Below are 13018 nucleotides of genomic sequence, written 5' to 3'. Positions count from 1 at the left end.
GGGTTGCCGTGGGAATCTCCCCTGCAACAAATCCAACAGTCGATCACGGGACCGGTGGCTGGATTCATCGCACTCGCAGCGGTGGCGATCGCCGGTGCCATGCTGATCTTCGGGGGAGAACTGAACGACTTCGCCAGGAGGCTTTGCTACGTCGCCCTTGTTGGCGGCGTGTTGCTCGGCGCGACCCAGATCGTCGCTCTCTTCGGTGCGACGGGCGCTTCGATCGGCGAGATCGAGGCACGAGGCGGGCCTGGGATTGTTGGATCGTCGGCGACACTCCGACGGGCAGGGGATGAGGCTCATGGCTGAACCGGGCTCCAACCTCGCCCGCTCGCGGGTCCATCGGGCGCTGTCACGCCCGAACCTGCTGATGGGCGCCGACCGCGAACTGGTGCTGCTCACAGGCCTTGCCGCCGTGATCCTGATCTTCGTGGTGCTGACCTGGTACGCCGCGCTGTTCGGTATGGTCATCTGGCTGGTCGCGGTCGCCGCCCTCCGCATGATGGCGAAGGCCGATCCGCTGATGCGCCGCGTCTATCTGCGGCACGTGTCCTATCGATCCCTCTACCGGCCCACCTCGACGCCGTGGCGCAAGTTCTGAGGGGGTGAACATGGTCGCACTGAAGCCCTTCCGACACTCCGGCCCATCATTCGCCGATCTGGTTCCCTATGCAGGTCTCGTAGACAACGGCGTAATCCTGCTGAAGGACGGCTCGCTGATGGCCGGCTGGTATTTTGCCGGCCCGGACAGCGAAAGCTCGACGGACGCAGAACGAAATGAGGTCAGCCGGCAGATCAACATGATCCTGGCCCGGCTGGGTTCGGGCTGGATCATCCAGGTCGAAGCCTTGCGGGTTCCAACGATCGACTATCCGGCCGGCGACGCTTGCCATTTCCCGGATCCGGTCACGCGTGCGATCGATAGCGAGCGCAGGTCCCATTTCGAGAGGGAGAGCGGGCATTTCGAGAGCCGGCACGCGCTGATCCTCACCTGGCAGCCGCCAGAACCGCGGCGGTCCGGGCTGACGCGCTATGTCTATTCGGATACCGCGAGCCGATCGGCGACATATGCCGACACGGCGCTCGATTCCTTTCGTGCTTCCATCCGCGAGGTCGAACAGTATCTCGCCAATGTAGTTTCTATCCGCCGAATGGTGACGCGGGAAACCGAAGAGCGCGGGGCCTTCCGGATCGCCCGCTATGACGAGCTGTTCCAGTTCATCCGCTTCTGCATCACCGGCGAGAACCACCCGGTCCGCCTGCCCGATATCCCGATGTATCTCGACTGGCTGGTCACGGCCGAGCTCCAGCACGGTCTGACCCCGACCGTCGAAAACCGCTTCCTCGGTGTCGTCGCCATAGACGGACTGCCGGCGGAGAGCTGGCCGGGGATCCTGAACAGCCTCGACCTGATGCCGCTCACCTATCGCTGGTCCTCGCGCTTCGTGTTTCTCGACGAGCAGGAGGCACGGCAGAAGCTGGAGCGCACCCGCAAGAAATGGCAGCAGAAGGTGCGGCCGTTCTTCGATCAGCTTTTCCAGACCCAGAGCCGTTCGGTGGATCAGGACGCCATGATGATGGTGGCCGAGACGGAGGATGCAATCGCCGAGGCATCGTCGCAGCTCGTCGCTTATGGATATTACACGCCGGTCATCGTGTTGTTCGATGAACAGCAAGAACGGCTTCAGGAAAAGTGCGAGGCGATCCGCCGATTGATCCAGGCCGAAGGATTCGGCGCCCGGATCGAGACGCTGAACGCGACCGATGCCTTTCTCGGCAGTCTGCCGGGAGTTTCCTATGCCAATATCCGCGAGCCGCTCGTCAACACGCGCAATCTCGCGGACCTCATTCCGCTGAACTCGGTCTGGTCGGGAAGCCCCGTCGCGCCATGCCCATTCTACCCGCCGGGATCGCCGCCGCTCATGCAGGTCGCCAGCGGCTCGACGCCCTTCCGGCTCAACCTCCATGTCGATGACGTCGGACACACGCTGGTCTTTGGCCCGACCGGTTCGGGCAAATCGACTTTGCTGTCGCTGATCGCCGCGCAGTTCCGACGCTATGCGGATGCGCAGATCTTTGCGTTCGACAAGGGGCGGTCGATGTTGCCGCTGACACTCGCCATAGGCGGTGATCACTACGAGATCGGCGGGGACGCGGCCGAAGGAGGGGAGGGGGACTCGCCACGACTGGCCTTCTGCCCGCTCGCCGAACTCGCGTCCGACGTCGACCGCGCCTGGGCGGCGGAGTGGATCGAGACGCTGGTCGCCCTGCAGGGCGTCACGGTCACGCCTGACTATCGCAACGCCATTTCCAGGCAGCTTGCCCTGATGGCGGAATCCCGCGGCCGCTCGCTTTCGGATTTCGTCTCAGGCGTGCAGATGCGCGAGATCAAGGACGCGTTGCATCACTACACGGTCGATGGACCGATGGGCCAGTTGCTCGATGCAGAGCAGGACGGACTGGCGCTCGGCGCTTTTCAGTGCTTCGAGGTCGAGGAGCTGATGAATCTGGGCGAGCGCAATCTCGTACCGGTCCTGCTCTATATGTTCCGGCAGGTCGAGAAGCGGCTGACGGGCGCGCCCAGCCTCATCATTCTTGACGAGGCCTGGCTGATGCTCGGTCATCCGACGTTCCGCAACAAAATCAGGGAATGGCTGAAGGTGCTGCGCAAGGCCAACTGCGCAGTCGTGCTCGCCACGCAGTCGATCTCCGACGCCGAGCGCTCCGGGATCATCGACGTGCTGAAGGAGTCCTGCCCGACCAAGATATGCCTGCCCAACGGCGCGGCACGCGAGCCAGGGACGCGCGAGTTCTATGAGCGGATCGGCTTCAACGAACGACAGATCGAGATCGTCGCCACCGCACTGCCGAAACGCGAATATTACGTCGCCTCGCCGGAGGGCCGCCGGCTGTTCGACATGTCGCTCGGTCCCGTGGCGCTTTCCTTCGTCGGCGCTTCCGGCAAGGAGGACCTCAAGCGCATCCGCGCCCTTCACTTCGAACACGGGGCGGATTGGCCCAAGCACTGGCTCCAGCAAAGGGGGATCGCCCATGTCGAAACACTTTTCCCGGCCGCTTGAAACGGCGCGCGCCGCTATGATCACGGCCATCATGATCCCGATCGCTCTTCCGCTTCCGGCATATGCGGGCGGTGTCACCGGGCAGGCGACAGAGTGGACGCAGCTCGCCAACAATGCGGAACTCATCAGTCTCGTCGGAAAGTCGGCCGAGCAGGTGAACAATCAGATCACCCAGATCAGCCAGCTTGCCGAGCAGATCCAGAACCAGATCAACATCTACAAAAACCTGCTGCAGAACACCGCGCAGCTGCCGAACCACATCTGGGGCCAGGTCGAGAGCGACCTGAACAAGCTCCAGAACATCGTCGCGCAAGGGCAGGGTGTCGCGTTTTCGATGGGCAACATCGATGACGTGCTGAAGCAGCGCTTCCAGAGCTTCGCCGACATGAAGAGCAATCTGCCGGACGGTCAGAGCTTCTCAACGACCTATCAGAACTGGTCCGACACCAATCGCGACACGATCGCCGGCACGCTGAAGGCGGCAAACCTGACGGCCGAGCAGTTTTCCAGCGAGGAATCAACCATGTCCTCGCTGCGCTCGATGTCGGAGAGCGCCGACGGCCAGATGAAGGCCCTGCAGGTGGGACACCAGATCGCCACCCAGCAGGTGGCGCAGATGCAGAAGCTGCGCGGGCTGGTGTCGCAGCAGACCACGATGATGGGAACATGGTTTCAGTCGGAACAGGCACAGAAGGACCTCGCCCAGGCCCGACGCGAAAAATTCTTCAACGCGCCGACCAATGACATTCGCGGCGGCCAGACGATGGAGCCGCGCTGGTGAGCCCGCGCATCCTCATCGTCCTCGCAGTCGCGGGTCTGGTCGCCTTCGGAGCCGGCATGATCGTCTCGGTGGTGGTCCAACCGGATGCTGCGACTGAAACACCGGCCGGGACGTCCGGTTCTGGCGCAGCGCAGCGCGAGCACCGGGAGCGCTTCCTCGGCGGTGATCCTGACCGGGATGTTCGAGGCGGGCAGGAGATGAAGCCACGATGGTGACCGTTCGCCCCTCCCGCAAGCTCGAAACCGCGTTCATCGTCATCGCGATCCTGGCTCTTGCGACAGCGCCGGCGCTCGCCCAACAGGGGTCCGTGCTCACCACGCTTGAGAACCAGGTCGTCACCGCCGCCAAGGGTTGGGAGACGACAATCATGAACGCGGCACGGTCGCTGTTCTGGATCCTTGCCGGGATCGAGATCGGCATCGCCGCCGTGTGGCTGGCGATCAATGCGGCAAGTCTCGACGCCTGGTTCGCCGAGCTCGTGCGTCGGACCATGTTCATCGGCCTCTTCGCCTTCATCCTCGATCGCGGCCCGGCGCTCGCCAAGGCGGTGGTCGACAGCCTGTTCCAGATCGGCGCTGGAGGCGGCTCGGCTTCGCCCGCCAACATCTTCGACGCTGGCATTCGCGTCGCCTCCAAGATGTCGGAACAGGCGAAGTTCGGCCTCTGGGAGGATAATGCGCTGGCGATCGCCGCGGTCTTCGCGATGATCGTGGTCGTCGTCGCTTTCAGCCTCGTCGCTGCGATCTTCGTCGCCGTCATGGTCGAGATGTATGTGGGCCTCCTCGCCGGCATGATCATGCTCGGCTTGGGTGGCAGCTCCTATACCAAGGATTTCGCGGTCCGTTACCTTGTCTATGCCTTCTCGGTCGGCATGAAGCTGATGGCGCTGGTGATGATCGCCAAGATCGGTTCCGACATCCTGATCGGGCTGGCTGAGGCGCCGACGGCGACCTCCGACCAGTTCATCACTACGATTGGCATCGCCGGCATCTCTGTCGTGGTCTTCATTATCGCCATGTATGTTCCGCCGATCATCCAGGGCGTCGTGCAGGGCGCATCGGTCTCGGGCGGCATGGAGGCGATCCGCCATGGTGGCCAGACGGCCGCCTTCGCTGCCGGTGGCGCCTTCCTTGGCGCGGGCGCTGCGATGAAGGGGGCAGAATCAGCGAGCTCCGCGAGGGCAGGGGGCTCGTCCATGGCCGGAGCTGCACTTCGCGGCATGGCGTCCGGCATCGGCAACGCCGGATGGGCGGCAGGTTCGGCCGCCAAGGAAAAGGCGATCGCTTCGCCCGGCGCCTATGCCGGCTCTCTGCTCGGTCTCGCCAACGCCAAGCTTGACCAGACCCGGCACTCCGGCAGGCCCTCGGCGCCTCCTCCGCCTCCGCCCGTCAACGAAAACAAGTAAGAGGCTGACCGCACATGGCCGGACGCACCCCGCCCGACAATCCCTATATCGCTGCGAGAACGGAATGGAACGAGCGTTACGGCTCCTATGTGAAGGCAGCCGCGGCCTGGCGTCTGGTCGGCGTCACCGGGATGACTATGGCGGTGGTCGGCTTCAGCTACGCTCTCTACCAGAGCACGCAGGTCAAGCTGGTGCCCTATATCGTGGAGGTCGACAAGCTCGGCACGGCCTCAAGCGCCGGCTTCCCGCAGCAGATCGAATATGCCGATCCGCGCGTGGTGCGCGCCACGCTTGGCAGTTTCGTTTCGAACTTCCGGTCGGTGTCGCCGGATGCGGTCGTGCAGAAACAATATATCGACCGCACCTATGCGCTGCTTCGGACCTCGGATCCTGCGACAGAAAAGGTCAACGCCTGGTTTCGCTCCTCCTCGCCATTCGAGAAAGCAAAGAACGCAACGGTCGCCGTCGAGGTCAATAACATCGTCGCGCTGTCGAACCAGAGTTACCAGATCGACTGGACCGAATTCGAGCGAGACCGCCGCGGCAAGGAGACAGCCACGCGCCGGTTCCGCGGGATTGCTACCGTCACACTGACGCCACCGCAGGACGAGGGCGTCATCCGGCTTAACCCAATCGGACTCTATCTCCGGGATCTCGACTGGACCGCGCAGCTTTGAAAGGCATGGCCCCGAACATGAACATTCGACTGAGACGTTTTTCGGCCACGCTGACTGCTGCCGCGATTGTTGCCTCGATCTTGCCGTTTTCCGCTTCTCTTTTCTCCCGCGCGCTCGCAGCCGATGGCGTCACCGCCAATGAAGCGAAGGGGATGGGGATTTCCACCCAGTGGCGCGGATCCCGCGGACTTGTCACGAAAGGACCGGACGGGAAGGTGATCTTCCTCTATGGCGAGGTACAGCCCTCCGTCGTCTGCTCACCTTTGCAGGTCTGCGACATCGAGCTCCAGGGCGGCGAGGTGGTTCGCGACGTGCTCGTTGGCGACACCGTAAGGTGGAAGGTGGAGCCGGCAACCTCGGGCGCTGCGGGTGGGCAGGCGATCCACCTGATCGTCAAGCCATCAGAGCCGAACCTCGTCACCTCGATGGTGGTGACGACCTCACGCCGCACCTACCACATCCAGCTCAAGTCGCACCAGGCACAATACATGGCACGCGTCGGCTTCGAATATCCTGAAGACGTTTCGACCAAGCTCGCTGACATCAACGCACGAATGGAGGCCAGCACCATTCCCGGCACCGGCGTTCCCGCCGAGCAGTTGAATTTCGCCTATTCTATGTCGGGCAACGCAAGCTGGCGGCCGACGCGCGTCTATTCTGACGGGGAAAAAACCTACGTCCAGTTCCCGCGCTCGATCTCCGGCCAGGACGCGCCGGTGCTATTTGTCGTCTCCGGTGGTCAGAACCGCATCGTCAACTACCGGATGAAGGGCGATATGATGGTTGTCGACTATCACGTTGACCGCGCGGTTCTCGTTTCCGGCGTCGGCTGGAAACAGGAGAAGGTGACAATCAAAAGGGGAGGGCGGTGATGCCAAGCTTGCCCTCCCGCACGCACCCCTTGCGCCCCCTCCGCAGCCTCGCTGCCACCTGCGCCCTCGCCCTCCTCCTCTCCGGATGCCAATCCGCCGGGACGGACGGGTTGAGTTCCAGCAATGCCCCTGCCGAAATCTCGGGGCCGGCGGCCAGCGCCATTGCCGGCGACATGGTGAGCAGGCTCGCCGAGCAGATCGGCCCTGGTACCGCGACCGTCTCGCTGAAGCAGGACGGCTCGCCCTTCGGGCAAGCGTTGGAGGCGTCCCTCAAGGGATGGGGTTATGCGGTCGTGACCGACCAGAAGACGGATGGCACGACGCGCACCGTGCCGCTCGCCTATGTCGTCATTCCCTTCGAGGGGCAAGTGCTCGCCCGTCTGTCGACCAACAGCGTCGAACTCGGCCGCGCCTATACCGTCACAACGATGAGCGCGCAGCCGGCGAGCGCGCTCTCGGTCATGCAACGCGGTTAGGGGAGAGGGCGGTCATGGTTCAATCGCTCAAGCTCGGCGGCTCTAAAAACGAGGAGGCGGGCTCCGGCATGCGCCGGATCAACCGAATGCCGATCATCGTCGTGATCGTGCTTGTGGTCGTCTTTCTAGCCGTCATCTTCTACGGCCTGACCTCACGCGGACTGTATTTCCGCGACACCGGCCCGGACACAAGCTCCGGCAATCCGGCGTCAACCTTCGCCGATCAGATCAAGCGCGGCGTTTCCGACGGCATCATCGGCGAGCCGCAGCAGGTGACGACGCTGCAGCCGACGCCGGTCGAGAGGGAAGAGGAGAAGCGCTCCGTCAATCCATTCACACCTCAGCCCGGTCAAAGGGAAGATGCGCGGACGGAACCGCAACTGGAATCTGAACAGGTCTGGCGCGCCCGCTTGCAGCGCGAGCAGGAAGAGCAATATCTTCGTGAGCGGCAGCGCCAGAGAATGGCCCGGCTGCAGGCCAATGACGCCGCCTATGACTCACCGATCGCTATCGACCGCGGCAAGTTTGACAGGCAGGGAGCTAATACAAACGACACGGCCGGGACGACGAACGGGGTTTCCACGGCAACGGCTCCCGGAGCATCCGACCTCTACGCCGCCGCTCTTCGTGCGGGTCTCGGCGGGCAAAATGTTGATCCGAACGGCCAGAAGACGAAGGAGGATTTCTTCAATGCCGACCTCAAGGAGCTCGGTTATCTTCCGAACCGTGTCGTCCCCCAGCAGTCGCTTTACGAACTCAAACGTGGTTCGGTCGTTCCCGCGACATTGATCACCGGGATCAACTCCGACCTGCCCGGGCGTATCACTGCCCAGGTAAGCCAGAACGTCTATGACTCGGCGACAGGACACCGCCTCCTGATCCCGCAGGGAACGAAACTGTTCGGCCGCTATGACAGCAAGGTGTCGTTCGGCCAGAGCCGTGTGCTCGTCGTCTGGACGGACATCATCTTCCCGAATGGCTCGACGCTCCAGATCGGCGGCATGTCCGGGACGGAGGCGCAGGGCTACAGCGGTTTCCGCGATAAGGTGGATCGGAAGTGGCTCCAGACGTTTGGTTCGGCCATCCTTATTGCGGTGATCGGCACGGGGATCGACATGGCCGTGCCTGAGAGTTCGACACTCGCGACGCAGGATACGGCATCAGATGCGGCGCGAAGGAACTTCGCAGAGACTTTCGGGCGCGTCGCTGACCGGACCATCCAGAGAAACATGGACGTGCAGCCTACGCTCGAGATCCGGCCTGGTTACAAATTCAATGTGCTGGTCGATCAGGACATTGTTTTCCCAGGAGCATATCGATGAGACACGTGCCCAGACCCAACAAGTCTGTTGTGTTCGGGCAAAACATCACCGTGTCGAAAGTACGCAACCGCTCGAATTACAGCGTTCCGGGAATCACAGTGTTCGGAGGCATCTTTCTATCTGCAGTCGCCACAGAATCTCCGTCTAGCCGTGATTTCGACGAGCTGCGCGCCGGTCCCGCTGCCTATCGCATCCCAAGCGAATACCGAGCCGACGGAGATACCAGCAACAATGTTTTCGTGCGGGTAAATCTCGCCGACTGGTGGCCTCTAGAACGGGATAAGCCGGGTTCGCCAGCCTTTCGACCGCGACACCGGGCTGGACCCGATATCTTTGACAACTTGCTGCGATCCTGACGATCAAATGGTTTCATAGGGCAAGGCTTTCAAAGCATCAAGCAACGCTGCCCGGAACTCGCTAACCAAGCGCGGCGGTGGGCTGTCGGTCGGAAGAACGATAGCAAAATGGTAGGGGACAACCGGATCAAAGGAGCGCTGAATAACCGGATTTGCACTGTAGTAGTCGGCAGTGAAGGGGTCGACGATACCAACCCCCATTCCCCTGCTTACCAGATCGCAGAGATTCAGCGCCAGACTACTTTCTATCCTGCGATTACAGTGGACGCCGCAGCTGTCCAGTGCGGCGTCCGTTTGCATCCGTAGAAGGCTCACTGGAGAGAGGCAAATCAATGACTCTCCTTCAAGGTCCGTCGCATGAACAGTTTCCTTGTCTTCGAGACGATGCCCCGGCGGTAGCAGGCAGACGGCACGAAACGAAGGGACAGGTTCAATGGTGAGACCAGGATAGTCGCCAGCCAATATCGATATTCCGAGATCGTAGTGCTGGAGCGAGACCAATTCGAGGACCGTCTGGGAGGGAACCGTGTCGAGGTAGACCGACACGTCGGGCCGATCGGCGATGAACGTCTGGATGACGCCGGACATAAAACTCAGAGCCGGCGCCGTATAACAGGCGACCCTTAGAGACCCCATGTGAGACTTCTTCAGTTCAGCCGCGACTTTGTCGATGTGCTGAATCCCGTTGAAATGTCGCGACACTTCCTTGAACAGAATACCGGCCTCCCGCGTAGGACGTAACCGGTTGCCCGTTCTTTCGAAGAGGCTGATTCCAATTTCCTCTTCGAGATCCCTGATCAGCCGGCTGATCGCGGGCTGCGTGATCCTCACCAGATTCGCTGCTGACGTCATACCTCCTGTCAGCATGACTGCCCGGAACGCTTCTAACTGACGCGATTGAATCATTGCTTTCTCCATAACAAATACACATGGGCGCATGCCTATTACTGCCCTTGCGATATGGAAGGCAAGCTTTTAGTAACAATAGAAAACTGGGTCCTACTCTCGAAGAATGTACCGCGGTGGCCACGTGAACACGTGTTTCACCTTTGAGAATGAAAGCCGGACAGGTGCCGGCTGCGCCATTCTCGGCCGTGCTAACGGCACGGTTTTTCGCTGCATCGCAAGAGATCGGGAATGATAGAACAAGGGAACGCGAATGGACGGTACGCAGCCCACCCTGGTGGCAGAAGATATCCATAAGAACTTCGGAACGCTGGAAGTTCTGAAGGGCATTTCACTCACGGCCAATAAAGGCGATGTGGTTTCGATTATCGGCAGCTCCGGGTCCGGTAAGAGTACTTTCTTGCGCTGTATGAATTTCCTCGAAACCCCGAACAAGGGCCGTATCGCTGTCGGGCAGGAAGAGGTCGTCGTCAAAACGGATGCGGCTGGCCGATTGATCGGCGTCGATCGCAAAAAGATCGAACGCATGCGGATGCAACTTGGCATGGTGTTCCAGAGCTTCAATCTGTGGGGGCATATGACTGTTCTGCAGAACGTTATGGAAGGCCCCGTACACGTTCTCAAACAGCCTAAGGGCGACGTGCGCGACCGTGCAATGGATTTCCTGGACAAGGTTGGTATTGCCGACAAGCACGACGCCTACCCGTCTCAATTGTCAGGTGGACAACAACAGCGCGTCAGCATCGCACGCGCACTGGCTATGCAGCCAAGCGCGCTTCTCTTCGACGAACCAACCTCTGCCCTCGATCCGGAATTGGTGGGCGAAGTCCTGAAGGTGATCAGGAAGCTCGCCGAAGAGGGGCGGACAATGGTCGTGGTAACGCACGAAATGGGTTTTGCTCGCGACGTATCGAGCAAGGTTCTCTTCCTCGAGAAGGGGCAAATCGAAGAGCAGGGAACGCCGCAAGAAGTGTTCCAGAATCCGACGTCACCAAGGTGTCGGGCCTTCCTCTCCAGCGTTTTGTGAGCTCACGGGCGCGCAGAAGAGTCAACATTCGAAAATAAACAATAACAGCAACAGAGGTGAACGTTATGAAATTCTTCAATTTGAATGCGCTTGCGGCAGTCGTGACTGGTGTGCTTCTCGCGGCAGGCCCGACCCAAGCCAAGGACTACAAAAGCATTACGATCGCGACCGAAGGGTCCTATGCGCCGTACAACTTCAAGGACGCGGGCGGTAAACTGATCGGCTTTGATATCGATCTCGGCAATGACCTTTGCAAGCGCATGAACATCGAATGTAAATTCGTCGAGCAGGCTTGGGATGGGATCATTCCTTCGCTCACGGCCGGCCGTTATGATGCCATCATGGCGGCGATGGGAATTCAGCCGGCGCGCGAAAAGGTAATTGCGTTCTCCCGGCCGTATCTCCTCACGCCGATGACGTTCCTGACGACAGCGGACAGTCCGCTTCTGAAGACCCCGGTGGCACTCGAGAACCTTCCGCTCGACAATATTACCCCCGAGCAGAAGACCGAGTTGGATAAGTTCACCAAGGTTTTCGAAGGCATGAAGTTTGGCGTTCAAGCCGGTACATCTCATGAAGCGTTCATGAAACAAATGATGCCGAGCGTGCAGATTTCCACCTATGACACCATCGACAATGTCGTAATGGATCTGAAGGCCGGTCGGATCGACGCGAGCCTGGCTTCGGTCAGCTTCCTGAAGCCGCTAACGGACAAGCCTGACAACAAGGACCTGAAGATGTTTGGTCCGAGGATGACGGGGGGAGTGTTCGGCAAGGGTGTCGGCGTTGGCATCCGCAAAGAGGATAGCGATCTTAAAGCTCTGTTCGACAAAGCAATTGATGCCGCCATCGCGGACGGTACCGTCCAGAAGCTGTCCCAACAGTGGTTCGGTTACGACGCGTCTCCCAAGCAGTAATCTCTTTCAGCTGGAGCGTCGGCACTCGTGTGGCCGGCGCTCTATCCGTTTTGCAAGCTTGAGGCGTGGTCGATGGATTTAACACTATTGCAATGGGGAGACGCCGGCTGGGGCGATGAATTGGTGCGCGGGGCGATGATGACTGTTGTCGTCGCAGCCTGTTCGTACCTTTTCGGAATCATCTTTGGTTCGATTTTCGCTGCGGCAAAGCTATCCCGTTTCTGGTCACTACGCCTGCTCGGTGACGTCTATACGACGGTGGTTCGCGGCGTCCCTGAACTGCTCATCATCTTTTTGGTATTCTTCGGTGGCGGCACACTCCTGCGCACCATCGCCAATGGACTGTTCGGATACGAGGGGTACATCGAGCCTCCAATCTTCGTGATCGGCGTACTCTGCATCAGTGTGAGTGCCGGAGCATATGCCACCGAGGTCATTCGCGCTGCCGTTCTCGCTGTTCCCCCCGGCCAGATCGAAGCGGCGAAATCCATTGGGATGGGTCCATGGCTGCGGCTGCGCCGGGTGCTGATCCCACAAGCGGCTAGGTTCGCCCTCCCAGGCCTTGGAAACGTCTGGCAGTTCACGCTCAAGGACACGTCGCTAATCTCCGTTGTCGGCCTGGTCGAGATCATGCGGACTGCGGCCATGGGTGCGGGTTCGACGAAACAGCCATTTACCTTCTACATCACCGCCTTCGTGATATTCCTTCTGCTTTCCTCCGTCTCAAACCGGGGCTTTCTCAAAGCTGAAAAATGGGCGAACCGCGGTGTGAGGAGCCAATAGTATGGATATTCAACTCATTATCGAGTCGTTCCCGAAACTGCTCGCCGCCGTCCCCACGACGCTCACCCTCGCGTTCATATCGCTCCTCATCGGGTTTGTTGTTTCTGTGCCTGTTGCGCTGATGCGGCTTTCGAAGAACCGTATCGTTTCTTCATTGGCATACGGCTACGTCTACATCATCAGATCGACGCCGCTTCTGGTGCAGATGTTCCTGATTTACTACGGCTCCGCTCAGTTCAGAGGGTTTCTCACGGAAATTGGTCTGTGGTCGTCGTTCCGCGAACCGTGGTTTTGCGCGATCCTCGCTCTGGCCCTCAATACCGCGGCCTATACCAGCGAAATCATCCGGGGCGGCATACAGGCGGTTCCTCTCGGGCAGATCGAAGCCGCGCGCGCTGTCGGCATGTCCACAATTC

Annotated in this window: 14 protein-coding genes and 1 pseudogene; 14 read left to right on the top strand and 1 reads right to left on the bottom strand. The window is 60.5% G+C overall.

The genetic code is table 11. The features are described from left to right. From RS75_RS24230 to trbI, 10 genes are all read left to right on the top strand, one after another. Nucleotides 1-309, top strand: a 309-nt coding sequence (locus RS75_RS24230; RefSeq protein WP_045025168.1) for a TrbC/VirB2 family protein, incomplete at its 5' end; no start/stop codon positions are given. Beyond that, nucleotides 302-601 carry a conjugal transfer protein TrbD gene (locus RS75_RS24225; RefSeq protein ID WP_045025167.1) on the top strand — a complete coding sequence of 100 codons (300 nt, stop codon included), beginning with the start codon at nt 302-304 and terminating at the stop codon, nt 599-601. The genes RS75_RS24230 and RS75_RS24225, both read left to right, overlap by 8 nt. Nucleotides 602-611: 10 nt before the next feature. After that, nucleotides 612-3080, top strand: a complete 2469-nt coding sequence (locus tag RS75_RS24220; RefSeq protein WP_045025166.1) for a conjugal transfer protein TrbE — start codon at nt 612-614, stop codon at nt 3078-3080. Beyond that, nucleotides 3052-3861, top strand: a complete 810-nt coding sequence (trbJ, locus tag RS75_RS24215; RefSeq protein ID WP_045025165.1) for a P-type conjugative transfer protein TrbJ — start codon at nt 3052-3054, stop codon at nt 3859-3861. The genes RS75_RS24220 and trbJ overlap by 29 nt, the downstream gene beginning before the upstream one ends. Then, complete coding sequence (gene trbK / locus RS75_RS24210) at nt 3858-4076, top strand: entry exclusion protein TrbK (protein WP_045025164.1); 219 nt, start codon at nt 3858-3860, stop codon at nt 4074-4076. Before trbJ ends, trbK begins: the two co-directional genes overlap by 4 nt. Next, nucleotides 4070-5266 (top strand): P-type conjugative transfer protein TrbL, encoded by a 1197-nt coding sequence (trbL, locus tag RS75_RS24205; protein WP_045025163.1) that lies wholly within the window; start codon nt 4070-4072, stop codon nt 5264-5266. The genes trbK and trbL overlap by 7 nt, the downstream gene beginning before the upstream one ends. A 14-nt stretch (nt 5267-5280) precedes the next feature. Continuing rightward, nucleotides 5281-5943 (top strand): conjugal transfer protein TrbF, encoded by a 663-nt coding sequence (locus RS75_RS24200; RefSeq protein ID WP_045023364.1) that lies wholly within the window; start codon nt 5281-5283, stop codon nt 5941-5943. 17 nt (nt 5944-5960) lie between these two features. Beyond that, nucleotides 5961-6815: a P-type conjugative transfer protein TrbG gene (gene trbG, locus RS75_RS24195; RefSeq protein ID WP_045023492.1), complete on the top strand. Its 855-nt coding sequence runs from the start codon at nt 5961-5963 to the stop codon at nt 6813-6815. Beyond that, a complete protein-coding gene (gene trbH / locus RS75_RS24190) occupies nt 6815-7291 on the top strand; it encodes a conjugal transfer protein TrbH (protein WP_045025162.1) in 477 nt (158 codons plus the stop codon). The genes trbG and trbH overlap by 1 nt, the downstream gene beginning before the upstream one ends. Nucleotides 7292-7305: 14 nt before the next feature. Beyond that, nucleotides 7306-8613, top strand: coding sequence for an IncP-type conjugal transfer protein TrbI (gene trbI, locus RS75_RS24185; protein ID WP_045025161.1), 1308 nt, complete (start codon nt 7306-7308; stop codon nt 8611-8613). 359 nt (nt 8614-8972) lie between these two features. Here trbI and RS75_RS24180 read toward each other — a convergent pair whose 3' ends face one another. Further along, complete coding sequence (locus tag RS75_RS24180) at nt 8973-9875, bottom strand: LysR family transcriptional regulator (protein WP_045023359.1); 903 nt, start codon at nt 9873-9875, stop codon at nt 8973-8975. 253 nt (nt 9876-10128) lie between these two features. Between RS75_RS24180 and nocP the strand changes: the two genes are divergently transcribed. From nocP to nocM, 4 genes and pseudogenes are all read left to right on the top strand, one after another. After that, on the top strand, nt 10129-10902 hold the full coding sequence (gene nocP, locus RS75_RS24175) for a nopaline ABC transporter ATP-binding protein NocP (protein ID WP_012654959.1): 774 nt from the start codon (nt 10129-10131) through the stop codon (nt 10900-10902). A gap of 65 nt (nt 10903-10967) precedes the next feature. Further along, nucleotides 10968-11819 (top strand): nopaline ABC transporter substrate-binding protein NocT, encoded by an 852-nt coding sequence (nocT, locus tag RS75_RS24170; RefSeq protein ID WP_045025160.1) that lies wholly within the window; start codon nt 10968-10970, stop codon nt 11817-11819. A 72-nt stretch (nt 11820-11891) separates the two neighbouring features. Beyond that, a complete protein-coding gene (nocQ, locus tag RS75_RS24165) occupies nt 11892-12602 on the top strand; it encodes a nopaline ABC transporter permease NocQ (RefSeq protein ID WP_045025159.1) in 711 nt (236 codons plus the stop codon). Nucleotide 12603: 1 nt separating this feature from the next. After that, nucleotides 12604-13018, top strand: a pseudogene (gene nocM / locus RS75_RS24160) (nopaline ABC transporter permease NocM); the annotation flags it as partial.

The organism is Rhizobium nepotum 39/7, from assembly GCF_000949865.1.
Taxonomy (GTDB): Bacteria; Pseudomonadota; Alphaproteobacteria; order Rhizobiales; family Rhizobiaceae; genus Agrobacterium; species Agrobacterium nepotum.
This window is presented reverse-complemented; position numbering and strand designations above follow the sequence as displayed.